This is a genomic window from Shewanella mangrovisoli (genome assembly GCF_019457635.1).
Classification (GTDB): Bacteria; Pseudomonadota; Gammaproteobacteria; order Enterobacterales; family Shewanellaceae; genus Shewanella; species Shewanella mangrovisoli.
In genome coordinates, this window is the sequence record NZ_CP080412.1 from 831583 (window position 1) to 855628 (window position 24046).

General features: G+C 48.2%; 28 protein-coding genes. 18 read left to right on the forward strand and 10 right to left on the reverse strand.

Going from position 1 to position 24046, the window contains the following annotated elements:
- The 7 genes from hpf to K0H60_RS03705 all read right to left on the reverse strand — a co-directional run bounded on the left by hpf (position 1) and on the right by K0H60_RS03705 (position 5250).
- Positions 1-288 (reverse strand): ribosome hibernation promoting factor, encoded by a 288-nt coding sequence (gene hpf / locus K0H60_RS03675; RefSeq protein WP_007650503.1) that lies wholly within the window; start codon positions 286-288, stop codon positions 1-3.
- Positions 289-316: 28 nt separating this feature from the next.
- Complete coding sequence (locus K0H60_RS03680) at positions 317-1792, reverse strand: RNA polymerase factor sigma-54 (RefSeq protein WP_220057314.1); 1476 nt, start codon at positions 1790-1792, stop codon at positions 317-319.
- Between the two features lie 106 nt (positions 1793-1898).
- Positions 1899-2630: an LPS export ABC transporter ATP-binding protein gene (gene lptB, locus K0H60_RS03685; protein WP_011621471.1), complete on the reverse strand. Its 732-nt coding sequence runs from the start codon at positions 2628-2630 to the stop codon at positions 1899-1901.
- Positions 2627-3178 carry a lipopolysaccharide transport periplasmic protein LptA gene (lptA, locus tag K0H60_RS03690; RefSeq protein ID WP_220057315.1) on the reverse strand — a complete coding sequence of 184 codons (552 nt, stop codon included), beginning with the start codon at positions 3176-3178 and terminating at the stop codon, positions 2627-2629. The genes lptB and lptA overlap by 4 nt, the downstream gene beginning before the upstream one ends.
- Entirely contained in the window at positions 3165-3725 is a 561-nt protein-coding gene (gene lptC, locus K0H60_RS03695; RefSeq protein ID WP_011715847.1) for an LPS export ABC transporter periplasmic protein LptC, read from the reverse strand. Before lptC ends, lptA begins: the two co-directional genes overlap by 14 nt.
- The gene (gene kdsC, locus K0H60_RS03700) at positions 3722-4273 is read right to left on the reverse strand and encodes a 3-deoxy-manno-octulosonate-8-phosphatase KdsC (RefSeq protein ID WP_023268678.1); all 552 of its coding nucleotides are present in this window, start codon (positions 4271-4273) and stop codon (positions 3722-3724) included. The genes lptC and kdsC overlap by 4 nt, the downstream gene beginning before the upstream one ends.
- Positions 4273-5250, reverse strand: a complete 978-nt coding sequence (locus K0H60_RS03705) for a KpsF/GutQ family sugar-phosphate isomerase (protein ID WP_011715849.1) — start codon at positions 5248-5250, stop codon at positions 4273-4275. The genes kdsC and K0H60_RS03705 overlap by 1 nt, the downstream gene beginning before the upstream one ends.
- A 563-nt stretch (positions 5251-5813) precedes the next feature.
- On the opposite strand from K0H60_RS03705, the gene mlaF reads away from it, so the two are divergent.
- Genes mlaF through murA form a run of 7 tightly spaced genes read left to right on the forward strand, consistent with a single transcriptional unit; the run spans position 5814 to position 10437 of the window.
- Positions 5814-6632 carry a phospholipid ABC transporter ATP-binding protein MlaF gene (gene mlaF / locus K0H60_RS03710; protein WP_011715850.1) on the forward strand — a complete coding sequence of 273 codons (819 nt, stop codon included), beginning with the start codon at positions 5814-5816 and terminating at the stop codon, positions 6630-6632.
- The gene (gene mlaE, locus K0H60_RS03715; protein WP_023268675.1) at positions 6629-7414 is read left to right on the forward strand and encodes a lipid asymmetry maintenance ABC transporter permease subunit MlaE; all 786 of its coding nucleotides are present in this window, start codon (positions 6629-6631) and stop codon (positions 7412-7414) included. Before mlaF ends, mlaE begins: the two co-directional genes overlap by 4 nt.
- Before the next feature lie 54 nt (positions 7415-7468).
- Entirely contained in the window at positions 7469-7942 is a 474-nt protein-coding gene (gene mlaD, locus K0H60_RS03720) for an outer membrane lipid asymmetry maintenance protein MlaD (RefSeq protein WP_011715852.1), read from the forward strand.
- 11 nt (positions 7943-7953) lie between these two features.
- Complete coding sequence (locus K0H60_RS03725; RefSeq protein WP_220057316.1) at positions 7954-8607, forward strand: MlaC/ttg2D family ABC transporter substrate-binding protein; 654 nt, start codon at positions 7954-7956, stop codon at positions 8605-8607.
- A 5-nt stretch (positions 8608-8612) separates the two neighbouring features.
- Positions 8613-8897, forward strand: a complete 285-nt coding sequence (locus tag K0H60_RS03730; RefSeq protein ID WP_220057317.1) for an STAS domain-containing protein — start codon at positions 8613-8615, stop codon at positions 8895-8897.
- A gap of 16 nt (positions 8898-8913) precedes the next feature.
- Complete coding sequence (locus K0H60_RS03735; RefSeq protein WP_011621481.1) at positions 8914-9165, forward strand: BolA family protein; 252 nt, start codon at positions 8914-8916, stop codon at positions 9163-9165.
- 12 nt (positions 9166-9177) lie between these two features.
- Positions 9178-10437: a UDP-N-acetylglucosamine 1-carboxyvinyltransferase gene (gene murA / locus K0H60_RS03740; protein WP_011621482.1), complete on the forward strand. Its 1260-nt coding sequence runs from the start codon at positions 9178-9180 to the stop codon at positions 10435-10437.
- A gap of 96 nt (positions 10438-10533) precedes the next feature.
- On the opposite strand, the gene K0H60_RS03745 is transcribed toward murA, so the two are convergent.
- Positions 10534-11112 carry a TetR/AcrR family transcriptional regulator gene (locus tag K0H60_RS03745; RefSeq protein ID WP_220057318.1) on the reverse strand — a complete coding sequence of 193 codons (579 nt, stop codon included), beginning with the start codon at positions 11110-11112 and terminating at the stop codon, positions 10534-10536.
- 80 nt (positions 11113-11192) lie between these two features.
- On the opposite strand from K0H60_RS03745, the gene K0H60_RS03750 reads away from it, so the two are divergent.
- From K0H60_RS03750 to K0H60_RS03760, 3 genes are read left to right on the forward strand one after another with little or no spacing between them, the layout of a single operon-like run.
- Positions 11193-12053, forward strand: a complete 861-nt coding sequence (locus K0H60_RS03750; protein WP_220057319.1) for an alpha/beta hydrolase family protein — start codon at positions 11193-11195, stop codon at positions 12051-12053.
- Positions 12050-12454 (forward strand): hypothetical protein, encoded by a 405-nt coding sequence (locus K0H60_RS03755; RefSeq protein ID WP_220057320.1) that lies wholly within the window; start codon positions 12050-12052, stop codon positions 12452-12454. Before K0H60_RS03750 ends, K0H60_RS03755 begins: the two co-directional genes overlap by 4 nt.
- 33 nt (positions 12455-12487) lie before the next feature.
- On the forward strand, positions 12488-12928 hold the full coding sequence (locus K0H60_RS03760; protein WP_220057321.1) for a PaaI family thioesterase: 441 nt from the start codon (positions 12488-12490) through the stop codon (positions 12926-12928).
- Between the two features lie 181 nt (positions 12929-13109).
- On the opposite strand, the gene degS is transcribed toward K0H60_RS03760, so the two are convergent.
- Positions 13110-14192, reverse strand: a complete 1083-nt coding sequence (gene degS, locus K0H60_RS03765) for an outer membrane-stress sensor serine endopeptidase DegS (protein WP_011625166.1) — start codon at positions 14190-14192, stop codon at positions 13110-13112.
- Positions 14193-14317: 125 nt separating this feature from the next.
- Positions 14318-15670 (reverse strand): Do family serine endopeptidase DegQ, encoded by a 1353-nt coding sequence (gene degQ / locus K0H60_RS03770; protein ID WP_011624007.1) that lies wholly within the window; start codon positions 15668-15670, stop codon positions 14318-14320.
- Positions 15671-16127: 457 nt separating this feature from the next.
- Between degQ and zapE the strand changes: the two genes are divergently transcribed.
- From zapE to rlmB, 8 genes are all read left to right on the forward strand, one after another.
- Positions 16128-17240 (forward strand): cell division protein ZapE, encoded by a 1113-nt coding sequence (zapE, locus tag K0H60_RS03775; protein ID WP_220057322.1) that lies wholly within the window; start codon positions 16128-16130, stop codon positions 17238-17240.
- A gap of 296 nt (positions 17241-17536) precedes the next feature.
- Positions 17537-17965 carry a 50S ribosomal protein L13 gene (rplM, locus tag K0H60_RS03780; protein ID WP_011073682.1) on the forward strand — a complete coding sequence of 143 codons (429 nt, stop codon included), beginning with the start codon at positions 17537-17539 and terminating at the stop codon, positions 17963-17965.
- A gap of 14 nt (positions 17966-17979) precedes the next feature.
- The gene (gene rpsI / locus K0H60_RS03785; protein WP_006083052.1) at positions 17980-18372 is read left to right on the forward strand and encodes a 30S ribosomal protein S9; all 393 of its coding nucleotides are present in this window, start codon (positions 17980-17982) and stop codon (positions 18370-18372) included.
- A 113-nt stretch (positions 18373-18485) separates the two neighbouring features.
- Positions 18486-18674 carry a DUF2065 domain-containing protein gene (locus K0H60_RS03790; protein WP_011715861.1) on the forward strand — a complete coding sequence of 63 codons (189 nt, stop codon included), beginning with the start codon at positions 18486-18488 and terminating at the stop codon, positions 18672-18674.
- A gap of 66 nt (positions 18675-18740) precedes the next feature.
- Complete coding sequence (locus K0H60_RS03795; protein ID WP_086901986.1) at positions 18741-20036, forward strand: adenylosuccinate synthase; 1296 nt, start codon at positions 18741-18743, stop codon at positions 20034-20036.
- Positions 20037-20144: 108 nt separating this feature from the next.
- Entirely contained in the window at positions 20145-20801 is a 657-nt protein-coding gene (gene motX, locus K0H60_RS03800; RefSeq protein WP_011715863.1) for a flagellar protein MotX, read from the forward strand.
- 39 nt (positions 20802-20840) lie between these two features.
- On the forward strand, positions 20841-23270 hold the full coding sequence (gene rnr / locus K0H60_RS03805; RefSeq protein WP_220057323.1) for a ribonuclease R: 2430 nt from the start codon (positions 20841-20843) through the stop codon (positions 23268-23270).
- On the forward strand, positions 23271-24011 hold the full coding sequence (rlmB, locus tag K0H60_RS03810; protein ID WP_086901989.1) for a 23S rRNA (guanosine(2251)-2'-O)-methyltransferase RlmB: 741 nt from the start codon (positions 23271-23273) through the stop codon (positions 24009-24011).
- The last annotated feature ends 35 nt before the right edge of the window (positions 24012-24046 follow it).

A 24046-nucleotide genomic window follows, 5' to 3' on the forward strand; every position in this document is an offset into this window, starting at 1 on the left:
CTAGTGTTTTGTTAACTTCTCTTTGTGTTTAATAACCTGACGATCAAGCTTGTCGATCAGGACGTCTATGGCAGCATACATATCTGCATGCTCTGAAGTCGCGAAGACTTCACCACCGGTGAGGTTGATTCTCGCTTCGGCAATTTGTTGCATTTTCTCAACATTGAGCACAACGTGCACATTATTGATCTGTTCGAAATGACGTTCAAGTTTTGAAAACTTTTCCTCAACATAAGCCCGTAACGATTCAGTAATCTCGATATGGTGTCCACTCAGGTTTATTTGCATATAAACGTCCTCCGATTTCCACTTTAGGCTATAAACTTTTACGCTGATTGGAAGGGGGAATAAGCATCGCCTCTCGGTACTTCGCAATGGTTCTGCGCGCAACGTTAATTCCCTGTTCTGCCAGAAGCTGCGCCATCTTGCTGTCGCTTAATGGTTTTTTCTGGTTTTCCGCTGCAACCAGTTTCTTAATGAAGGCTCTGATTGCCGTGGATGAGCACTCACCGCCATCATCAGTCCCGACGTGGCTTGAGAAGAAATATTTTAGTTCAAAAAGTCCCTTTGGGGTATGCATGTATTTTTGTGTGGTCACCCGTGAAATGGTGGACTCATGCATCTCTACCGCCTCGGCGATATCGTTTAGGACCATAGGTTTCATGGCTTCTTCACCGTATTCGAAGAAACCCTGTTGGTATTGCACTATGCAGTTTGCCACCTTGAGCAGTGTTTCGTTACGGCTTTCAAGGCTTTTAATAAACCACTTGGCTTCTTGCAGATGCCCGCGGATAAATTGGCTATCGGCTTGGCTTTTGGTGCTGCGCGCCATGGCTGCATATTGCTGATTTACATTGATTTTTGGCATGCAGTCCGGGTTTAACTCGACCACCCAGCGACCATTTTTCTTCGACACCGACACATCGGGGATGACATATTCTTCATCGACAGGGGTGATGAGCAAACCGGGGCGAGGGTTTAAGGTTTGGATGAGGGCAATGCTCTCGCGCAGATCATCTTCCTTAAGCTTGGTTTTACGCATCAACAACCTAAAGTCGCGGGCAGCGATCAGATCTAAATGATCTTTGATCAACATACGGGCGTTTTCGAGGTGTGGGGTATCTGGCGAAAAATGGGAGAGTTGGATAAGCAGACATTCGCTTAAATCCCTTGCGGCGACACCGACGGGATCGAAGTGTTGAATGCGCTTGAGTACGGCTTCGACTTCATCCAGTTCTATCTCGGGATTGCCCATGGCCTCGAGGATATCTTCAGTACTTTGAGTGAGATAACCTTGATCGTCAATGGCATCAATAATCGCGGTGGCGATGGCTAAATCGGTTTCAGAGAAGGGCGTGAGGTTTTTTTGCCATTCTAAATGTTCGTACAGGCCTTCACTGGTTTCCCCTTGGAAGGGCATGTCATCTTCACGGCTAGCGCCAGAACCTGAGTTTGGCGATGCGGTAAAGACTTCATCCCAAGTGGTGTCCATGGGGAGTTCTTCGGGCAGGGATTCTTTGGTCAGCGACTCGGCAATGTCTACGGTGGAATTATCTTGTTCCTGTGGCTGAGCTGTCGTTTCGCTAAAGTCGGTATCGGCGATATCTTGCTTACGTTCGGTAGGCGCGTCGAATTGCTCCTCTTCCAGCTCGAGAAGAGGATTAGAGTCTAAGGCTTGCTGGATCTCTTGCTGCAGTTCCAATGACGACAATTGCAACAGACGAATGGCCTGTTGAAGTTGTGGCGTCATGGTTAACTGTTGACCCAGTTTGAGCTGGAGTGACGCTTTCATGTTACCGCTGATCCCTACGTTATTATTTTGAATTTAGGCCGCTTGTTATCATATTGATGGCGCTTACTAAGCCAAAATTCAAGGCTAATTGGCTCTGTTTAAGTAACTATAGCCTGAATTGTTCACCTAAGTACACAGCCCTAACTTGCTGATTGTCTAAGATCTCTGCGGGAGTTCCTTCGGCAATCAGGTTTCCGTGACTGACAATGTAGGCATGTTCACAGACGTCTAAAGTCTCGCGCACATTGTGGTCTGTGATCAGTACCCCAAGGCCTCGGCTCTTGAGTTGTTCGATGATTTTCTTGATATCGATAACCGAAATCGGGTCGACACCGGCGAAGGGTTCATCGAGCAGAATAAACTTAGGATTGGCCGCTAAGGCGCGGGCAATTTCGACGCGGCGACGTTCACCGCCCGATAACGACATGCCTTGGCTATCGCGAATATGGGTGATATGGAACTCTTCGAGCAGATGTTCCAGCTCTTCTTCGCGTTGGTCGCGATTGAGCTCTTTACGGGTTTGCAGTACCGCCATGATATTGTCGTGCACTGTCAGCTTGCGAAAGATACTGGCTTCCTGTGGCAGGTAACCAATGCCTTTGCGGGCGCGCAGGTGCATGGGATCGGCGGTTAAATCATCATCGTCGATAAAGATATGGCCTTTATCGCTTTTGACTAAGCCCACGACCATGTAAAAGGTGGTGGTTTTACCCGCACCGTTTGGGCCGAGCAGGCCGACGACTTGACCCGTTTTGACCGTCAGGCTGACATCTTTCACAACCTGACGACTCTTATAACTCTTAGCGAGATTCTGTGCTTTTAAGGTGATTTGGGTCATTTAGAATCCTGTTTTTTCACAGGTTTGTCCGCAGGCTGATTCTTGAGTTCTTCCTGATAGTTGTCAGGTTGAATAATGGTAATCACGCGATCATCGCCGCTACCTGTGCTCTCAGCGATCAGTTTTTGCTGAATAATATCGTAACGGATGAGGTTACCCGTCACTTGGCTACCCGCTTGGTCTAGGGTCGCTGAGCCTGTTAAGGTCAGGGTGCGGGTCGCCATTTCGTAGCGAATTTCTTTGGCGCTAGCCGAAGCTGGGCGTCCATCGTCGAGAATTTGGCTGTAAGTCGCAGGGTTACCCGTTGCCACTAAAATCTTGCTGTTTTCCCCTTCGGCAGAAAATGCACGTAGTTGATCTGCATGGATTTTAATCGAGCCTTGGGTGACTTCAACCGGACCGAAGAAAATGATCTGATTGTTTTTAATGTCCGCAGTTTGGCTAACGGCTTTAATTTTCACTTCTTGCTGTAAGTCACCGACCTTGGCGAAGGCACTCATGCTGGTGATTAGCATTAGGCCGGCAAGTAATATGTTATTTTGCTTCATAGGTTCCTACTACCTGACTGGTCAATTGCACTTCCTGCGCGTTAAGGTCGGCATAAAGGCCTTGCCCTTGAATATTAAAATCTTTCCCTGTGACGTAAATGATGCGGTCAGAGGTCATTATCATAGTGTTGAGATCGAGTTCTAAAAAACTGGTGGACAATGTCTGTATGGGTTCACCAGGGCTGATGGCATCGATAATAACATTATTTTCTAATACAACCTTGCCGGTATCTTTGTTGAGTCGACCTTGGTCGGCTCGGATCTGCCATTTTGCTTTACCTTGGTCGGGATAGACAAGATAGACGGGCTCAGTAAAGTCGGTTTGGTTTTTCAGCTCATAGTGTTCCATGTGCTTTGCCGTGACGCGACTGTTAACTTGCCCTTGTTCATTAAACTCAATACTGCGCAGATCTTCGATAATGTAATCGGGTCTGTCACTGACGTTCAAGCTGTCATCCGTATCGCCACCGCGTTTTTGCTGCACTTGCCAATATAGCACCAGCGCAGTACCAAAAAAGGCGATAATGGCGAGGGTCACACGACTCATATGCTCATCCCATGGGCGGAAGTGAACTTGTTTTGGCTCAATAAGAGCAGATCCGTGAGTTCCCTGAGTGCGCCATGCCCACCATTTAAGTGAGTCACAAAATGGGCATGTTGACGGACATAGGGGTGACCATCGGCGACACAGACAGCCAAGCCGACCACATTCATCACCGGCAGGTCGACAATATCATCACCGATATAGGCGACTTCTTCTGGGGTGACATTGTAGAGCGACAGCAGCTCTTCATAGGGAACGAATTTATTATCCACGCCCTGATAAATATGGGTCACACCCAGCGCCGTCATGCGGTTTTCGACAATTTTAGACTGACGGCCAGTGATAACCGCCAGATTAAAACCACTGGTCAGTAACGAGCGCACGCCATAACCATCGCGGGTGTGGAAGGCTTTGAGCTCTTCCCCTGAGTTGCTCAAATAAATGCGGCCGTCGGAAAACACCCCGTCCACATCGCAGATCAGCAGTTTAATTTTTTGCGCCCTTTGCCAAACATCGTCGCTGATGGGGCCGTAAAAACCTTGCTGTGGCATTAAATCACTCCCGCTTTAACCATATCGAGCATATTGAGAGCACCGACAGGATGATGTTCTTTATCTATCACTATCAGGCCGTTGATATTTTTGGAATCCATCACTTGCAGCGCCTGCGCCGCTAAAACGTTTTCAGTAATTGTGACACAGTTTCGCGTCATCACATCGGCGATAGGCGTGGTGCGAAGGTTGACTTGGGCATCGATAACCCGGCGCAGGTCGCCGTCGGTAAAGATACCCACGAGTTTGTTTTGTTCATCGATAACCGCCGTCATGCCAAGGCCTTTCTTGGAGATCTCATACAGAGCATCGGTGATGCAGATATCGTGTTTAACCAAAGGTAAATCATCGCCGCTGTGCATCACGTTGCTGACTTTAAGCAGCAGCTTACGACCTAAGGCGCCGCCCGGATGGGACATGGCGAAATCTTCCCGGGTAAAGCCTTTGGCTTGCAGCAGCGCAATGGCGATGGCATCACCCATGACTAAGGTTGCTGTGGTGCTTGAAGTTGGCGCCAGCCCAAGCGGACAGGCTTCCTCTGGCACCTCAATACATAAATGAATTTTAGATAGACGCGCCATGGTGGATTCTGGCTTGCCTGTCATGGCAATCACAGGGATGGCTTTACGCTGGATGACCGGCATCAGCGCGAGGATTTCGCTCGACTCGCCCGAGTTTGAAATCGCAAGAATCACATCATTGTCCGAGAGCACGCCTAGATCACCATGGCTCGCTTCGCCGGGGTGGACAAAAAACGCTGGGGTGCCTGTGCTGGCGAGGGTGGCCGAGATTTTATTGCCAATGTGGCCTGATTTCCCCATCCCCATCACTATCACTTTGCCGGTGCAGTTGAGAATTAACTCGCAGGCTTGGGCAAATTCAACGGAATCGACATATTGATAAAGATTGTCGAGGGCCGATTTTTCAATATCGATGACTTTACAGCCCCACTGGCGCAATTGTGATTGGTCTACCATGTCTATCTCTCTTCTTGCATTGTCTTTGTCGCCCCGTTCTGGGATTGGAATAGCACAATTTGGTACGCGATAAAGATGATAAAATTAACGGCTTCTTACTCGGAGTAGCATTTTATTGTTCTGCCCTTGCCTATAGGGTTGGCGGCAATAGGGCAGGATAACCTGTTTAGCGATTGAATGCCTTGAGCAAAATCATCGTCTTGGTTGTTTTAGCGCTGCCACTTTATATGGCTATGGTCGCCATGATAACCAGTTTGACATTCAATATGGCTTTTGAGTTAAGTTGTCTTGCCTAGTTCAGTGTGATTTCGCTTATCTTATTAGCCTTAACTAAACAAACTTGCTGATTTATCAACAAGGGTGAAAACATTAAGTAACACTTTAGCTTCACTGAGCGAAAACTTAGGGCGCATTCTCGCTGGAAATGAGGCAAATTGAAAGTATCGCAGGACGATAGTGTCGATTCTGTTGTAGGTTAAAGCGCAATTACGTACAATTTGCGGCTCTTCGATTGGTCTGGGCAGGAAGCGTAGGCCACCTCTTTTCAAATATCGGAATCAAGCATGACTCAAGAACAAACGCCGTTGGTTGAGATCCGTCATTTGGGCTTCAGCCGTGGCCAGCGTGTCATATATGAAGATATTAGCCTGTCTATCCCTCGGGGCAAAGTCACCGCCATTATGGGCCCCAGTGGTATAGGTAAAACCACTTTGCTTAAGCTTATCGGTGGCCAATTAACGCCCGATAGCGGCCAAGTGTTGTTCGATGGTCAGGATGTGCATGCCGCGAGTCGTAGCCAATTGTTCGAGCTGCGTAAGCGCATGAGCATGTTGTTTCAAAGTGGCGCCTTATTCACCGATATCAACGTCTTCGATAACGTCGCCTTTGCACTGCGTGAGCATTCGGGTTTACCCGAAGAGATTATTCGCTCAATCGTATTGATGAAGCTTGAAGCAGTTGGTCTGCGTGGCGCCGCGCAGATGATGCCAAGTGAGTTATCCGGTGGGATGCAGCGCCGTGCCGCCCTTGCTCGGGCGATCGCCCTTGAGCCTGAAATGGTGATGTACGATGAGCCTTTTGCCGGACAAGACCCGATTTCCATGGGCGTGCTGGTGAAACTTATCCGCGAACTCTCCGATGCGTTGAATCTGACCTCGATTGTGGTGTCCCACGATGTGGATGAAGTGCTCGGAATTGCAGATTATGTGTATGTGGTGGCCGATAAAAGAGTGATCGCCCATGGCACGCCTGAAGAGTTAAAGCATGCGGATAATCCGCAGCTCAAACAGTTTATTCAAGGCGCGCCCGACGGCCCAGTGCCTTTCCACTATCCGGCGAAGGATTATCAGCAAGAATTAATGGCTAAAGGAGCTGGCAAGTGAAGTTATTCGACAGTATTGCCGATCTCGGCCGCAGCGCTATCGAGTTAGTGCTCGGTTTTGGCCGTGCGGGCCTGATGCTCTGGGGCGCGATTTTTCGCTGGCCTCGGGTGCGTAAAGGTTTTCCATTATTAGTGCGCCAAATCTATGTGGTCGGCGTACAATCTATGGTCATTATTGTGGTCTCGGGCCTGTTTATCGGCATGGTGTTGGCGCTGCAGGGCTACAACATCTTAGTCGGTTTCGGCACTGAGGAGAGCTTAGGCCCCATGGTGGCCTTAAGCTTACTGCGTGAACTCGGTCCTGTGGTCACTGCATTATTATTTGCCGGCCGCGCAGGCTCGGCGCTGACCGCCGAAATCGGTCTGATGAAGAGTACCGAGCAGTTATCCAGCTTAGAGATGATGGCGATTGACCCGCTCAGGCAAATCATTGCGCCACGCTTTTGGGCGGGGGTGATCAGCATGCCGTTATTGGCGCTGATGTTTACTGCGGTAGGCATTTATGGCGGCCATTTAGTGGGGGTGGAATGGAAAGGCATCGATGGCGGGGCCTTCTGGTCGATTCTGCAAGCCTCGGTCGAATGGCGCCAAGACATAGTGAACTGCCTGATTAAGAGCGGCGTGTTTGCCGTGGTGGTGACTTGGATTGCCTTATATCGCGGCTATCAAGTGGTGCCGAATCCTGAAGGGATCAGCCGTGCAACCACCTCAACCGTGGTGCAATCGAGCCTCGCCGTACTGGCGTTGGACTTTTTACTAACAGCCCTGATGTTTGGCCGCTAACGGATTGCAGCGCCAAGGATACAGATAGACGGATTAACAGAGTGGTAACTGAGCATGTTGACACGAAAAATTGAATTATTAGTGGGTATGTTTCTCTTAACGGGCTTAGCGGCCTTTTTGGTGTTGGTGTTTAAAGTCGCCAATATCGAAGTGCAGACCAGCGACAGCAGCTATACCCTCACTGCCAACTTCACCAATATCGGTGGCTTAAAGGTACGCTCTCCGGTCAAGGTCGGCGGCGTAGTGGTTGGCCGCGTGAGTAAGATTGATTTAGACCCAGTCAAACTGGTGGCTGTGGTGACGATTGTGATGGACAAGCGTTTCGATAAGTTCCCTGAAACCAGTAGCTTAGCTATTTTAACTTCAGGTTTACTCGGTGAGCAGTTCCTCGGATTAACACCGGGCTTTGTCGATGACGATGTGAGTATGCTTAAAGATGGCGACAAGATTGACGATACTCGCTCCGCATTAGTGTTAGAAGATCTGATTGGTCAGTTCTTATATAGTATGGGTTCAAAGGATAAATAGGGGTTACCGCTATGTTTAAACGCTTATCGCGCTTTTTACTGCCGTTAGTATGGATATTTACCGCAACGACCGCACTGGCGGATGATGCACCGATTAACACTATGGATCCGTACGACATGGTGAAATCCGTTGCCAACAAAACCTTCGACCGCTTTCATCAAGATAAAGCCTTGATCGACGCCGATGCGGATCATTTAAAAGTGATCGTGCGCGAAGAGTTGATGCCTTATATCGACTATAAATACGCCTCTTACAAAGTGTTAGGCCAGTATTTAAAAGAGTCGACCGAAGATCAGCGTAATCGCTTCGTCGATGCCTTCGAAGGCTACCTAGTCTCAACCTATGCCCAAGCGTTTACCGAATACACTAACCAAAAAGTAGAGTTTTCTCCCGGTAGTGATTTCAGCAATGAGAAGATTGTCGATGTCAACGTACAGATTATCGAAGCGGGTCGTCCGCCGATTAAGCTGTTGTTTAAAGTGCGTCGCCTTAAGGATGACTCTTGGAAGGCGTTTGACTTAGTTGCCGAAGGCGTGAGTTTACTGTCCTCTAAGCAATCTGAAATCTCGAATCTTATCCGCCAACAGGGGATTGATGCCGTGATCAAGATGCTGGAAGAGCGCACCAAAGACAAAGTGACTAAACAGTCTAAAGCAGGGAAGTAATCGCCGTGGTTGAATTTGTGCAACAGGGTAAAATTTGCCACCTCAAAGGGCGTTTATCACAGGAGCAAGTGGTCGCACTTTGGTCGGAAAGGCAGAGCCTGTTAAGCCAAGATACCCAAACGTTGTCGCTCACTGAGCTGGAGTACAGCGACAGTGCTGGCGTGGCATTTTTGCTGGCGTTAGTGCGTCAGCATGGTACACCATTGCAGTTGTGCTCAGCATCGGATCAGCTAAAAAAATTAATCGATTTATATGATTTACAGTCCTTCTTCACCGAAGAAGCGAATTGAAAAGGTAACGAATTTCATGGAATGCAGCTTAATAGAACAGATTTTACGTGACGCGTTAGCACTCGATGAAGTGCACGCCAGCTCCGATGGCAGCCACTACAAAGTGATCGCGGTCGGTGAATGTTTTGACGGCATGAGCCGTGTGAAGCAACAACAAGCCATTTATGCACCCCTGATGAGCTATATCGCCAGCGGTGAGTTACATGCATTAACGATTAAAACTTTCACGCCGACTCAATGGAAACGCGAGAAAATTTTCAACAGCTAGTAGTGAGGAAAAGTGGATAAATTAGCGATTCAAGCAAGCCCTCCGCTTGCTGGTGATGTGATTATTTCCGGCGCTAAAAACGCTGCGCTGCCGATTCTAATGGCAGGCGTGTTAGCCGAGACTGATTTTATTGTGTCGAATGTCCCCAATTTGCGCGATGTGAGCACCAGCTGCAAATTGCTGCGCTGCCTAGGCGCCGATGTGGATGAATTAGGCAATGGTCAAATCCGTATTTCGACCAAGAACCTTAACGAGTTCTGCGCACCTTACGATTTAGTTAAGACCATGCGTGCCTCGATTCTGATCCTTGGCCCGTTATTAGCGCGGTATGGCACCGCAGACGTGTCATTACCCGGTGGCTGTGCCATTGGTGCTCGTCCGGTGAACTTACACTTGCATGGCCTCGAAATGATGGGCGCCAAGATTGAAGTGAAAGAAGGTTATATCAAGGCCCGTGTCGATGGTCGCTTAAAGGGCGCCCATATTTTTATGGACATGGTGAGCGTGGGCGCGACCGAAAACCTATTGATGGCCGCGGCACTTGCCGATGGCGAAACCGTGATTGAAAACGCGGCCCGTGAACCAGAAGTGATCGACTTGGCGAACTGTTTGATTGCCATGGGCGCGAAGATCACCGGTGTTGGCAGTGCCACACTGCGTATTCAAGGCGTTGAGCGTCTACAGGGCTGTGAGTACCGCGTGATGCCTGACCGTATCGAAACCGGTTCCTTCCTTGTTGCCGCCGCTGTGACCCGTGGTCGTATCCGTTGCTTAAAGGCCGATCCAGCTTCGTTAGAGTCTGTTATCGCGAAACTTGAAGATGCGGGCGCCAAGATCACCACAGGTGAAGATTGGATTGAGCTCGATATGGAAGGCAAACGTCCGAAAGCGGTAAATATCAAGACCGCGCCATACCCAGGCTTTCCAACCGATATGCAGGCGCAGTTCTGCGTGCTCAACGTATTAGCCCAGGGCACGGCGACCATTACCGAAACCATCTTCGAAAACCGCTTTATGCACGTGCCAGAACTTATCCGTATGGGCGCGAACATGGAGCTTGAAGGCAATACCTGCATTATTCAAGGCATTGAGTCTTTGAGTGGTGCGCAGGTGATGGCGACCGATTTACGTGCTTCGGCAAGTTTAGTGATCGCAGGCTTAGTTGCCGATGGTAAAACCATCGTCGATCGCATCTATCACCTAGATCGCGGTTATGAGCATATCGAGCAGAAGTTCCAAGGATTGGGCGCGCATGTAGAGCGTGTGCAATAACATTTGCTTAGGATTCGCTCCAAATAAAAAACCAGCCTAGTGCTGGTTTTTTATTGTATTCATTCAGCTAAAAAGAAAGGGAATAATAAGAGTCAGTTAGAGCGTCTTCTCAACTAATTTAGGGATACATTCCAAAATAGCATCAAAGGGTTCAATGCTTTGGTATCCCCGACACATCACAACCGCGCCTTCAATGCAGGCAATAATGCTAAGTGCTATGGCATTGGCTGAGGTCTTTGTGTGACCTAAAGACTCAATGTGTTGAGCTAATAATGATTGCCAATCACTGAATACTCGTGCCACTGCCGCTTTTATTTCTGAAGCTTCATCCTCTTCTGGCAGTTCTATCGCAGCTGCAACAATCGGACAGCCATGACGATATTGTGAACCAACAAGACGTTGGCGCCACAGTGATAAAAACAAATTAATGCCGTTGTTTCGATCTTTATCAAGACAAGCACTGAGTTGTGCGGATGCTTGAGCGCCTGCCCAAATAATAGCTTCAGTAATTATCTGCTGTTTTCCACCGGGGAAGTTGTGATACGCGGAACCAAGCGGGGTTCCTGAAAACTTGACCACTTCACGAATGCTTATGGCTCGTAAACCGCTTGAAGCAAGCATTATTGCGGCAGCTTCAATGACCCGCTGACGACCCTCATTAGAGATTGTGCCCATGAAAATCCCACTTGTTATAACAGTTGTTATAGGCTAGCATCAAAAATACATTAAGACACTCGTTATAATTAGTGAGCACTATGATCTCAACATCGTTTTACACGGAAGATCGTTATTTACTCCGTGGTCAGCTGTATTGCACAGAAAAAGCTATTCAAGGTCGAGTCATTGTTGCGGGGGCGACTGGTGTGCCGCAGGCGTTTTATCGCCGCTTTGCTCAATTTGCAAGTGAACAAGGATTTGAAACATTAACCTTTGATTACCGAGGAATAGGGCAATCCAAACCTGAAACGCTAGAGGGTTTTGAAATGAACCTTCTCGACTGGGGTAAACAAGATCTTGCTGCCGCGGTTCAGTTTATGAGTAAAGATGACGCCCCACTCTTTATTGTTGGCCATTCCTATGGTGGTCATGCATTTGGTTTACTGCCAAATCATCAAAAAGTCACAGGTGCTTATATATTTGGTACAGGCGCGGGTTGGCATGGTTATATGCCCTTGTTTGAACAAGCTAAAGTATTAACGATGTGGAATATCGTTCTGCCGATCCTAACGTGGTGGAAGGGATACTGCGCTTGGAACCTATTAGGAATGGGCGAAGATCTGCCCAAAAACGTGTTTAAACAATGGCGGTACTGGTGTCGTTTTCGTCATTACTTTTTTGATGATCCCACCATGGATGGAATTGAAAAACTCTTCCAATCGGTACAGACCCCTATGGTTGCAGCCAATGCGCTAGATGATCTTTGGGCTATGCCTGAATCGCGAGATGCTTTTATTCAGCACTACAGTAATGCGCCATTAACTCGTCTTGATTTATCACCAAAGCTCTTAGGGGGCAAGATTGGGCATATGGGGTACTTTCGTAAAAACGCGATTCCATTATGGCAAGCAAGTTTAGATTGGTTCACGGCGATTAATAAGGAAAATAAAGCCATATGAGTACATCGAGACCTTGGTTAATTCCCCTTAAATGGATACTGATCGCTACGTTCTTGAGTAGTGTTTTACATTATGTCGACAACATCCTCTTTTTCGCCCATTACCCTGAGCCAAACTGGTTAAATCCTAAGCTTGTTGACCTCTTTTGGTTTGTTATGACACCTCTGGCGCCGTTAGGATTCTACGCGATTAAAAAAGGGCACCATAATATAGGCGCACTGCTTCTTATCGATTACGGGGCATGCAACATGCTTACGCTTGGACACTACAAGTTCGCTCCGCTAGAAAGTATTGCCGTCAAAATTCATTTGTTTATCGCTTTAGAAGCAATAATGGGATGCATATTGATCGGTTACATTTTGCTGCTTTATAAAAATTCGCTTCGTACTGTTACTCGTTAATTTACTAAACATAAATAATTTAAAGGATAAAAATTGAATATCTCTCATCTCAGCGGATTGGAGCATTTAAGCGCAATCATCAACGGCTACATACCACCTCCAACGATTTTTGACACTATGGGTATGTTTAATCTTCAAGTAAGCCCTGGAGCGGTTGTATTGGGTTGCCGTGCAACAGAGCAACATTGTAATCCTATGGGAGGGGTACACGGAGGGTTTGCTGCAACGATATTGGATTCTGTCACCGGATGTGCTGTACATAGCCTGCTAGAAGCCGGTATTAGCTACGGGACTGTGGATTTAGCCGTTAAAATGATGAGACCAGTTCCCATGAATGAGCAGCTTATTGCTGAAGCGAAAGTGACACATATTTCTCGCTCGCTGGGTATTGCCGAAGGCACGATTCGAAACAGTGAAGGTAAGTTACTTGCGAGTGGTTATGCCACTTGTTTTATCAAGAGACCAAACCTCTAAAAGCGATAACTATAGCCGCAGCAACAGATACTCACTGTTTGAGCAAAGTCAGTGAAAAATCACAGTGCAAGATAAATAGCTTTGCTAATTGATGGGTGAGGTAATAGGTGATTTGGACGATGACTCAGAATGAGGTTTTATACATGCCTCATTCTGAGGTTAACAAGGTCAGCTATTGAGCTTAATTATCGACGACGACTTTCTCATCGATAATCACGGGCAGTACTTGCTCTTTGCCTTGGCGGATAACCGTCATCATGATTTTCTTGCCGGGCGTGGTTTCGGCAATTCTATCCATCAGCATTTCGACCCCAGGTACATCCTCGCCATCGTATTTGATGATCACATCCCTTGGCTGTAGCTGTGCCCGTGCCGCTGGGCCATTAGGATCGACACCAGTGACCAATACGCCACGTAAATCGGGCAGGTTGAGGATTTGCGCTACGACAGGGTTAATCGGTTCACCTGAGATCCCTAAGGCACCACGGATCACCCGACCATTTTTAATCAGTTTACCCATAATGCTGTGGGCCAATTTTATCGGGATCGCGAAGTTAATCCCGTGGCCGCCACCTTCGCCGCCCACTTGGAAGGCGGCGGTGTTGATACCAATCAGGCTGCCGTTAGTGTCGATTAAGGCGCCACCCGAGTTACCGGCGTTAATTGCAGCATCTGTCTGTAAAAAGTCTAAATAACCAGAACTTAAGCCATTACGACCCGTGGCGCTGATAATACCTTGGGTAATGGTTTGGCCGAGGTTATAAGGGTTACCGATGGCTAATACCACATCGCCAACCTGCGGTGGGCTGTCGAGATTGACGGGCACAGTAGGAAGATTATCGCCTTCGATCTTAAGCACTGAAAGATCGGTTTCGGGATCAAAACCTACGACTTCCGAGGTGAATTTGCGGCCATCCTGCAGGGCCACCACAATTTCATCGGCTTTTTTAATCACATGATAATTCGTGAGAATATAGCCTTCTTTACTCATGATCACCCCAGAGCCTAGGCCTTGGAGGGAGCCAGAGTTCAGCGGACGGCTCTGATCGATACTTAAGCTATAAATATTGACTACGGCAGGGGCGGCGCGGCGTACGGCCTTAGCAAAGGAGAGTTCGACCGTATTATTACCACGGTTTTGCAGTAACGAGCTGCCGAGATTTTTATTGTCGAAGTAGTGTGTAACTAACAAAAACATGGCCGCCATGATAAGGCCGAAGAGTACGGCTTTACCGAGATATAACAGGGTTTCTTTTATTGTCATGGCAGGCTAAGTATTGAAAAAGGTGAGTTAGATTAACATGTTTAACAAGTTAAAGCATAGGGAACCCGCGTTCCCTATGCTGATCCGCATCTGATAATGGGATAAAGATCAGAGCGGCGTACCGATTAACGCAGCACTAAGTACAATAAGCTCTTACCACGGAGGATCTTCAGGGCGACTGCGCCTTCTTGATCTTTGAGCTGCTCCTTGAGTGATTTCAGATCTTTCACCGCCGAACGGTTAATGCCGACAATCACATCGCCTTTTTGTAAGCCGCTCATTGCCGCAGGTGAGCCCTGGGCCACCTCAGTAATTTCCACCCCTTTCGAAGCGTTTTCTAGCGAGGCACCTTGTAGCATGGGGTGTACAGCGCCCGCAGCTTTTTCAGTGGTTTGGCTTGCTTCACCTAGGGTGACATTCACGGTTTTCTTATCGCCATCGCGGATAAGTCCCAGTTCAACTTTGGCACCCGCGCCCATAGTCGCGACTTTTGCCCGCAGCTCTTGGAACGATTTAATCGCACGGCCGTCGACACTGACGATAATATCACCTGCCTTGATGCCGGCTTTTTCAGCGGCGCTGCCCGCGGTGACTTCATTCACAAAACCACCGTGCTGGGTGTCTAAGCCAAAGCCTTGGGCGAGCTGGCTATCTAGGTCGCGACCCGAAATTCCCAGTACGCCACGGCGAACTTCACCGTGCTCGGCAATCTGTGCCACAAGGTTTTTCACCATATTGGCGGGGATCGCAAAACCGATACCCACGTTACCACCGCCTGGGGCTACGATCGCGGTGTTAATACCAATCAGCTCACCTTTAAGGTTAACCAGCGCGCCACCCGAGTTACCGCTGTTAATCGCCGCATCGGTTTGGATAAAGTTTTCAAGCATTTCAATGCCTAAGCCGCTGCGACCTAGGGCGCTGACTATCCCAGAGGTGACGGTTTGGCCTAAACCAAAGGGGTTACCGATGGCGACGGCAAAGTCACCCACGCGCAGTTCATCAGAATCTGAGGTTTTGATTGCGACTAGATTTTTCGCTTCGATTTGCAGCAAGGCAATGTCGGACTCTGAATCGGTACCAATCAGCTTGGCTTTAACTTCACGGCCATCGTGCAGGCCGACTTGGATATCATCGGCACCATCGATCACATGGTTGTTGGTGACGATATAGCCTTTATCTGCGTCGATAATCACGCCTGAGCCTAAACCTCTAAAAGGACGCTCTTGCACTTGTTCTTGTGGTGCATTGGGGCCGAAGAAATAACGGAACACATCGGGTACACGTTGTTTAGACACGTGTGTGCCAGAAACCGCGACTGAAACCACGGCGGGGGTCGTGCGCTCTAGCATAGGCGCAAGACTTGGAATGGATTGACCCTCAACAGATTGCGGAATAGCGGCCTGTGAGACAGCGGGCATCATTGTCAGAGTTGCGGCTAACATTGCGGCTGAAAGTACAGATAGTTTCGTTTTCATCTATTCATAACTCCAAATAAGGGATCAAGGATCTGGATGTAATGCGTCGTGAGTTGTGTCCGCACCAGATCGAATCTGTATCGTTACCGGCTATTTGCCTAGGTAACCATTCGGACACGCACCTTATTGAAAAAGTTCATCAATATTAACAAAGGTTAATTTCTTAACGGCTATTTTATCAGCATTTTATTGAGTGTAACTTAAGTGAAACCTGTGGGCTTTTAAGGTCTTTTTCAAGTCTTAAAATGTTTCAATCGCCGCGTGAAATAAGTTAACAGCATAGCGCTTTCTAAATAAGTCTTTATCCTTTCACGCTTAATCTTGCTCTATATGTGGTCGAGTGCCGAAATATGGAATCAAGCGCCCTTTAGCTTGTTAGGGGATAAATATATGCCCTGTATGAGAGGCCGTGGTAATATCGACGCAGTTTTTCCAAAGGATAAAAGAGAATTATAACGTGCCCCAGTTAAGCCCTTGGCAGCATTACCAAAAAGATCTTACTCGTGATGGTTTTTCCCATGATCCCGCGCAGGAAATGGCCGTAAAGGCACTGCAACGCGTCTACGAAGATTTAACCGCTGCCGAAGCGCCAAGCTCACTATTAGGCAAGTTATTGACCTCCTTCAGCCTCAAGTCTGCACCTGTCGCGCCTAAGGGATTGTATCTCTGGGGCGGTGTTGGTCGCGGCAAAACCTATCTGATGGACACCTTTTTTGATGCGCTGCCAGGTAATCAAAAACTAAGGGCGCACTTTCACCGTTTTATGCATCAACTGCATTTGGATCTGGATGCGCTCAAAGGCACGCGCGATCCTTTGTTAGTGATTGCCAAACAAATGGCGGCTAAATACCGAGTCATTTGTTTTGACGAGTTTTTTGTCTCTGATATCACAGATGCCATGCTACTTGGCACCTTATTCCAAGCCCTCTTTAAAGAAGGCGTGGTCTTAGTCGCTACTTCAAACATCATTCCCGATGATTTGTATAAAAACGGATTGCAACGGGCACGATTCCTTCCCGCGATCGCCTTGATCAATCAGCATTGTGAAGTACTCAATGTGGATTCGGGCATCGACTATCGTCTGCGCACTCTCGAGCAGGCTGAGATTTATCACCATCCACTCGATGAAGAGGCCGACACTAACCTGCTGCGTTATTTCCGTCAGTTAGCCCCCGAGGCTGAAATTTCAACCGATGCGATTGAAATCGAAGGGCGCGCAATCTGCATACGTCAACAGGCGCAAGGCGTGTTACTCGCGGATTTCAGAGCTTTATGCGATGGCCCTCGTAGTCAGCGGGATTATATGGAGTTGGCGCGGATTTATCATACCGTGTTGGTGAGTGGCATCGAGCAAATGGGCGCGTTTTTAACGGGTGATGATATCGCCAGACGTTTTTTAGCCATGGTGGATGAGTTTTACGAGCGTAACGTTAAGTTGATCGTTTCCGCGCAGGTGCCGCTGGAAGAGATTTACGCTGATGGTTTATTGAGTTTTGAATTTAGACGTTGTCGCTCTCGCTTAATCGAAATGCAATCCCACGATTACTTAAAATCAGAGCATTTACCTTAGGTTAGCGAGTGCAAATCATTGGAGGTTAGCGCGTTTTTTATGCAAACCTCCTGTGGCTCATCCATCCCAGTGAAAATCAGCCTCACAGATCGATTTTTTATGATTTTTGTCAAAATATCAGGTGATTTTTAGCTCACGTTTGTCTATAATCCGCCACCTGCCCACGTTACTCCACCAAATTAGGTGGAAGTTGTACGCCGAGTTAAGTACTCGAAGGGGTACTGAAAGGCAATTTTGTGTTGTTTACCATTGTAGGCAACATGTGAGACAGAAATTAACTTTGGGTTTTTGTAATAATGAAGACTTTTACTGCTACACCAGAAACTGTAACTCGTGACTGGTTCGTCGTTGATGCTGACGGCAAAACTTTAGGTCGTATCGCTACCGAAATCGCTCTGCGTTTACGCGGTAAGCACAAGCCAGAATACACTCCTCACGTTGACACTGGTGATTACATCATCGTTATCAACGCTGAGAAAGTTACTGTTACTGGTAACAAAGCGCAAGGCAAGACGTACTACTCGCACTCAGGCTTCCCTGGTGGCATCAAGCAAATCAGCTTTGAAAAGCTGCAAGCTCACAAGCCAGAAATGATCATCGAGAAAGCAGTTAAGGGTATGTTACCAAAAGGTCCTCTGGGCCGTGCCATGTTCCGTAAACTGAAAGTTTACGCTGGCGCAGAACATAACCACGCTGCACAACAACCTCAAGTTCTTGATATCTAAACGGGATTAAGCAAATGGCTGCAACTCAGTACTACGGCACTGGCCGTCGCAAAACCTCTACAGCACGCGTATTCGCTAAAGCTGGTAGTGGCAACATCGTTGTAAATCAACGTCCTTTGGACCAATACTTTGGTCGTGAAACTGCTCGTATGGTTGTTCGTCAACCATTAGAACTAGTTGAAATGACTGACAAGCTGGACATCTATGTAACTGTTAAGGGCGGTGGTATCACTGGCCAAGCAGGTGCAATCCGTCACGGTATCACTCGTGCTCTGATGCAATTAGATGAAGCTCTGCGTCCATCATTACGTTCTGCTGGTTTCGTAACCCGTGACGCTCGTAAAGTTGAGCGTAAGAAAGTGGGTCTACGTAAAGCACGTCGTAAGCCACAATTCTCTAAGCGTTAATACGTTTTGGAATCTCAAAAAACCCAGCTTATGCTGGGTTTTTTATTGCCTAAAATTGGCTATGCTCGCGTTAATGAAAGTGTTTTTTGCTGACAGTTCGAAGAGAGGGGAAGATGAGCTTACAGTTATTCATGCTGGCCGTGGCACTGGTGCTGATTTTAGAGGGCGTGGGGCCTTTGTTATTCCCCAATAAATGGCGCCGATATTTAAATGAACTTTCCCATCAAAATCAGCAAGTTTTACGCCGAATTGGCGGTTCTTTAGTCACCGCAGGGCTGGTCATTTTGATTATTTTTTCATAAATGCCTTACCACTTGCGGTTTAAAATCTGTTAGAATCCATTTTTAACCACAACCTTGCAGCAAACAATGGGCAAAAACGTAGTTGTTCTCGGCACCCAATGGGGTGACGAAGGAAAAGGTAAGATTGTCGACCTTCTAACAGAACAGGCAAAATATGTAGTTCGCTACCAAGGCGGTCACAACGCGGGTCACACTCTGGTGATCAATGGCGATAAAACCGTACTTCATCTGATCCCATCAGGCATCCTACGCGACAATGTGAAATGCATTATCGGTAACGGTGTGGTGCTTGCACCCGACGCCCTGATGAAAGAGATCAAAATGCTCAAAGAGCGCGGCATTCCTGTTGAGGAACGTCTGCTGATCTCTGAAGCATGTCCGCTGATCCTACCATTCCACTGTGCCTTAGACATCGCTCGCGAAAAAGCGCGCGGTAATAAAGCGATTGGTACTACGGGTCGTGGTATTGGTCCTGCGTATGAAGACAAGATTTCCCGTCGCGGTCTGCGTGTTGGCGATCTGTTCAATGCTGAACTATTTGCTGAAAAGCTGAAAGAAGTTATGGCATATCATAACTTTATGCTGACAGAGTACTACAAAGTTGACGCCGTAGATTACGAGCAAACACTGAGCGATGCGTTAGCCTTAGCAGACTACCTGAAGAGCATGTGTGTTGACGTAACCGAACTGTTGGATAACGCGCGTAAAGCGGGTGAGCCAATTCTGTTCGAAGGTGCACAAGGTACACTGTTAGACATCGACCACGGTACTTATCCGTTTGTCACTTCGTCAAACACTACCGCAGGTGGTGTGGCGACAGGCAGCGGCTTTGGTCCACGTCATTTAGACTATGTCTTAGGTATCATGAAGGCATACACCACTCGCGTGGGTGCTGGTCCTTTCCCAACTGAACTCTTATGTGAAGTAGGTGATCATTTAGGGACCAAAGGTCATGAATTTGGTGCAACTACCGGTCGTAAGCGTCGTCCAGGTTGGTTAGATGCAGTGGCAATGCGCCGCGCAGTACAAATCAACAGTGTAAGCGGCTTCTGCTTAACTAAGTTAGACGTACTCGATGGTCTGAAAGAAGTGAAGATCTGTGTGGGTTACCAACATCCAGATGGCACTATCTCTAAGGTTACGCCATTAGCGGCTGAAGGTTATGAGCAGGTCACGCCTGTTTATGAAACTATGCCAGGCTGGAGCGAGTCAACTTTCGGTGCGACCTCTTTAGAGCAGTTACCGCAAGCAGCTATCAACTACATCAAGCGTATTGAAGAGTTGTTAGAAACGCCGATCGACATCATTTCTACCGGTCCAGACCGTAATGAAACGATGATTTTAGTTAGCCCATTTAACTAAAATCGTAGAGGCCGTGTTTCACGGCCTTTTCTTCCTTTGTTGTTCCTTCCTGTTTGTTTTCTGTGGTTAGAAATTCGGCTTGAGCTCAAGAAATAGGTTATACTGCCGATGCAAGTATTCACCCTATTGTCATTGAGAGTCGTTATGCTACGTACTGCATTAGTTGCGCTGCTGCCCTTAGTATCTTCAATGTGCTTTGCTGAAACACAGGCGGTGGATATTTATTCTCAAGATCAATTACTTGAAATGATCCGCGGCGAAAAATATCTGGCAAGAGTTAAGCAAGATGACTGTCAGTTAGTGCAAGATATCGAAGCGCGCGCCGAAGTCTTAAAGCAGCCCCTGTACCAGTTTCTGTGGGGGGAGATGCTCAACCATGGCACCTGCGTAAAAGCCAATGCAGTCAAAGGGATGGGATTATTGCAAGAGGCGGCCGAACAGGGCAGTCCCGAGGCCATGGTGAAACTTGCCGAATATTATCAAAATGGTAAGTTTGTTATTCGTAATAAAGACCGTGCGGTCAATTATTTATTGCCAGCGGCGGCGAGCGGCAGTTTAGCCGCGCGGATGATGCTGGTTCGTTTATACGGTGAAGGTTATGGTAGTCCAAGGGACTATGAAATGGCCTATAACTGGTTATACAACAATGTATTTACCGATGAGGCGACCAAGAAAAAAGCCTTGTCATTACTGCAGGTGTTAGCCGCTAAAATGCCCGCCAGTGCAGTGGCGCGGGCCCAGCAAGAGCACTTGCGAACCCGTTGAGATGTCTCTACTGATTGAGACAGAAATATTGGATATTGAATGATCAAAGACCCTCATTTCGAGCGTGAACAGGATAAGTACGAAAACCCTATCCCAAGTCGTGAGTATATTATCGAGTACTTACGTTCTCAAAAATCACCTATTACCCGTGACAGCATCGCTGTTGCACTGCAGATCCATGATGAAGAACAGTTAGAAGCCCTGCGTCGCCGTTTACGGGCGATGGAGCGCGACGGTGAACTGGTATTTACCCGCGGTCAAAGCTATGGCTTACCTGAAAAAATGGATCTAATTTCCGGCACAGTCCTTGGGCACAGAGAAGGCTACGGCTTCTTTAAACCTGACGAAGGTGGCGACGATTTATTTATCTCAAATCGCGACATGCTGATGTATTTCCATGGCGATAAAGTACTGGCACAAAAAGCCGGTATGGACCGTAAAGGCCGCCGCGAGGCCCGTATCGTCCGTTTGATCCAACCACGCAGTGCCGCCATTGTAGGGCGATTCCATGTCGACAGTGGCATGGCATTTGTGATTGCCGATGATAAGCGCATTACCCAAGAAATCTTAATCGCTACCGAAGATCGCAATGGCGCCCGTCAAGGCGATGTGGTCGTGGTCGAATTAACCCGTCGTCCGGGCCGATTCGTGAAAGCTGCTGGTAAAATTACTGAAGTGCTCGGCAAGCAAATGGCACCGGGAATGGAAATCGAAATTGCCCTGCGTAATTACGATTTACCCCACACTTGGTCGGCTGTGATTGAGAAAAAACTGCGCCGGATCCCCGATGAAGTGACTGAAGCCGATAAGGTTGGCCGCGTCGATCTGCGTGCTCTGCCCTTAGTGACCATCGATGGCGAGGATGCCCGTGACTTTGACGATGCGGTATACGCCGAAGTTAAGCCTAGTGGTGGATGGCGTCTGTGGGTGGCGATTGCGGATGTGAGCTACTACGTGCGTACCGATTCGGCCTTAGATACCGAAGCCCGTGCCCGTGGTAACTCGGTATACTTCCCATCGCAAGTGATCCCTATGCTGCCGGAGAAAATCTCTAACGGCCTGTGCTCGCTCAATCCCCATGTCGACCGCCTGTGTATGGTCGCTGAGATGACGATTTCGGCACGCGGTAAGCTGTCGGGTTATAAGTTTTATCCTGCGGTGATGCATTCACATGCGCGCTTCACTTACACCCAAGTGGCTGCCATGCTCGAAGGCGGACCGATTGCGTCTGAGCATGAAGCGCTATTCCCGCATCTTCAATGTTTGCAGTCGCTTTATTTGGCGCTCGATGAACAGCGCGCCGAGCGTGGGGCGATTGCCTTTGAGACCCTAGAAACGCAGTTTATTTTTAACGACCAGCGCAAGATCGATAAGATTGTGCCAAGAGCGCGTAATCAAGCTCATAAAATCATTGAAGAATGTATGATTTTAGCCAACGTGTCGGCTGCTAAGTTTGTGAAAAAGCACAAGGGTGAAATCCTCTATCGCGTGCATGAGTCGCCTTCTGAGCAGAAATTGGCAAACTTTAAAGAGTTTTTGGCCGAACGTGGTTTAAGCATGGGCGGCGGTCTCGAGCCAACCCCTGCGGATTACCAGAATGTGATGCTGCAAATCGCCGATAGGCCCGATGCCGAGCTTATCCAAGTGATGTTGCTGCGCTCAATGCGCCAAGCTATCTACACACCTGATAACGAAGGCCACTTTGGTTTAGCACTCGAAGAATATGCGCACTTTACATCGCCAATTCGCCGTTATCCTGACTTAGTGCTGCACCGCGTGATCCGCTATTTATTGGCGAAGGAAAAAGGCGAAGCCAATGAGAAGTGGACATCCGATGGTGGCTACCATTATCAACTCGATGAGTTAGATCTCTTAGGCGAAGAATGTTCGAACACCGAGCGCCGTGCCGATGAAGCCACTCGCGATGTAAGCGACTGGTTGAAATGTGAATTTATGCAGGACCATGTGGGTGACACCTTCGAGGCGGTGATTGCCTCTGTCACTAACTTTGGTTTATTTGTTCGCTTAAATGACTTATTTATCGATGGCTTAGTGCATATTTCTAGCCTAGGAAGCGATTATTACCAGTTCGATCCTATGCGTCAGCGTTTGATTGGTGAGCATACGGGTCAAATCTATCAAGTGGGTGACCCCGTCACGGTAAAAGTGGCCGCAGTAAACTTGGATGATAGACAGATTGATTTAGTCATGCTTGGCGACAGCGGAAAAGGCGGTCGCCGTAAGTCTGCGCCGAGTCGAGAAAAACCGATGACAGCGCGTGAGCGGGTTAACCGTGAAGGCGCCAAAATGGCTAAGGCAGCTAAATCGACAGGTGCGAAATCGAAAGCCGGTTCGGATAAAGCTGGGGCGAGTAAGTCCAAGTCTAAAGCAGGCGCTAAGCCTAAGAAAAGCGTAAAAAATTCGGCGAAAAAGCCAAAGGCCGCGAAGCGGAGCACGAGAAAGAAGTAAATGAAGAAACAAGATATTATTTTTGGGATCCACGCGGTTGAAGCGCTGTTAAAACACAGCCCAGAGCGCATTATTGAACTTTGGCTGTTGCAGGGCCGTGAAGATGAGCGTTTAACGCCGCTGATCCGCCAGGCTAAAGCCTTTGGCACTAGCATCCAAGTGACCTCACGCAAAGTGTTGGACGATAAAGCCGAGAGTGCACAGCATCAAGGTATCGTTGCCCGTGTTAAAGCGGCAAAAATCCTTGGTGAGCATGACTTAGATGAGTTGTTAGCTAAGACTGACTTACCGTTTTTTTTGATTTTAGATGGTGTTACCGATCCGCATAACCTAGGTGCTTGCTTACGTAACGCCGATGCCGCGGGTGTGCAGGGCATTATTGTGCCGAAGGACAATTCCGTAGGCTTAACCGCTGTGGTGAGTAAAGTGGCCTGCGGCGCCGCCGAAACTGTGCCCTTATTCCAAGTGACTAACCTTGCGCGTACCATGCGTCATCTGCAGGAAAAGGGCGTGTGGATTGTTGGCACGGCGGGCGAAGCGGATTGCGAGCTATATCAAGCCGATCTTAAAGGACCGCTGGCGATTGCGATGGGCGCCGAAGGTAAAGGCTTACGCCGCCTAAGTCGTGAATGTTGCGATACCTTGGTCTCGATTCCGATGGCGGGGAGCGTTTCTAGCTTAAACGTGTCGGTCGCAACGGGTATCTGCCTCTTCGAAGCCGTGCGTCAACGCCGTAGCTAATCGATAGCTTTCAATAAAAAAAAGACGGGCTAGCC

Excerpts from the sequence above, each read along its gene's own strand:
- hpf (WP_007650503.1), bottom strand. The coding sequence starts at position 288 with ATGCAAATAAACCTGAGTGGACACCATATCGAGATTACTGAATCGTTA.
- K0H60_RS03680 (WP_220057314.1), bottom strand. The coding sequence starts at position 1,792 with ATGAAAGCGTCACTCCAGCTCAAACTGGGTCAACAGTTAACCATGACG.
- lptB (WP_011621471.1), bottom strand. The coding sequence starts at position 2,630 with ATGACCCAAATCACCTTAAAAGCACAGAATCTCGCTAAGAGTTATAAG.
- lptA (WP_220057315.1), bottom strand. The coding sequence starts at position 3,178 with ATGAAGCAAAATAACATATTACTTGCCGGCCTAATGCTAATCACCAGC.
- lptC (WP_011715847.1), bottom strand. The coding sequence starts at position 3,725 with ATGAGTCGTGTGACCCTCGCCATTATCGCCTTTTTTGGTACTGCGCTG.
- kdsC (WP_023268678.1), bottom strand. The coding sequence starts at position 4,273 with ATGCCACAGCAAGGTTTTTACGGCCCCATCAGCGACGATGTTTGGCAA.
- K0H60_RS03705 (WP_011715849.1), bottom strand. The coding sequence starts at position 5,250 with ATGGTAGACCAATCACAATTGCGCCAGTGGGGCTGTAAAGTCATCGAT.
- mlaF (WP_011715850.1), top strand. The coding sequence starts at position 5,814 with ATGACTCAAGAACAAACGCCGTTGGTTGAGATCCGTCATTTGGGCTTC.
- mlaD (WP_011715852.1), top strand. The coding sequence starts at position 7,469 with ATGTTGACACGAAAAATTGAATTATTAGTGGGTATGTTTCTCTTAACG.
- K0H60_RS03725 (WP_220057316.1), top strand. The coding sequence starts at position 7,954 with ATGTTTAAACGCTTATCGCGCTTTTTACTGCCGTTAGTATGGATATTT.
- K0H60_RS03735 (WP_011621481.1), top strand. The coding sequence starts at position 8,914 with ATGGAATGCAGCTTAATAGAACAGATTTTACGTGACGCGTTAGCACTC.
- K0H60_RS03745 (WP_220057318.1), bottom strand. The coding sequence starts at position 11,112 with ATGGGCACAATCTCTAATGAGGGTCGTCAGCGGGTCATTGAAGCTGCC.
- K0H60_RS03750 (WP_220057319.1), top strand. The coding sequence starts at position 11,193 with ATGATCTCAACATCGTTTTACACGGAAGATCGTTATTTACTCCGTGGT.
- K0H60_RS03755 (WP_220057320.1), top strand. The coding sequence starts at position 12,050 with ATGAGTACATCGAGACCTTGGTTAATTCCCCTTAAATGGATACTGATC.
- degS (WP_011625166.1), bottom strand. The coding sequence starts at position 14,192 with ATGACAATAAAAGAAACCCTGTTATATCTCGGTAAAGCCGTACTCTTC.
- degQ (WP_011624007.1), bottom strand. The coding sequence starts at position 15,670 with ATGAAAACGAAACTATCTGTACTTTCAGCCGCAATGTTAGCCGCAACT.
- rplM (WP_011073682.1), top strand. The coding sequence starts at position 17,537 with ATGAAGACTTTTACTGCTACACCAGAAACTGTAACTCGTGACTGGTTC.
- rpsI (WP_006083052.1), top strand. The coding sequence starts at position 17,980 with ATGGCTGCAACTCAGTACTACGGCACTGGCCGTCGCAAAACCTCTACA.
- K0H60_RS03790 (WP_011715861.1), top strand. The coding sequence starts at position 18,486 with ATGAGCTTACAGTTATTCATGCTGGCCGTGGCACTGGTGCTGATTTTA.
- K0H60_RS03795 (WP_086901986.1), top strand. The coding sequence starts at position 18,741 with ATGGGCAAAAACGTAGTTGTTCTCGGCACCCAATGGGGTGACGAAGGA.
- motX (WP_011715863.1), top strand. The coding sequence starts at position 20,145 with ATGCAAGTATTCACCCTATTGTCATTGAGAGTCGTTATGCTACGTACT.
- rnr (WP_220057323.1), top strand. The coding sequence starts at position 20,841 with ATGATCAAAGACCCTCATTTCGAGCGTGAACAGGATAAGTACGAAAAC.
- rlmB (WP_086901989.1), top strand. The coding sequence starts at position 23,271 with ATGAAGAAACAAGATATTATTTTTGGGATCCACGCGGTTGAAGCGCTG.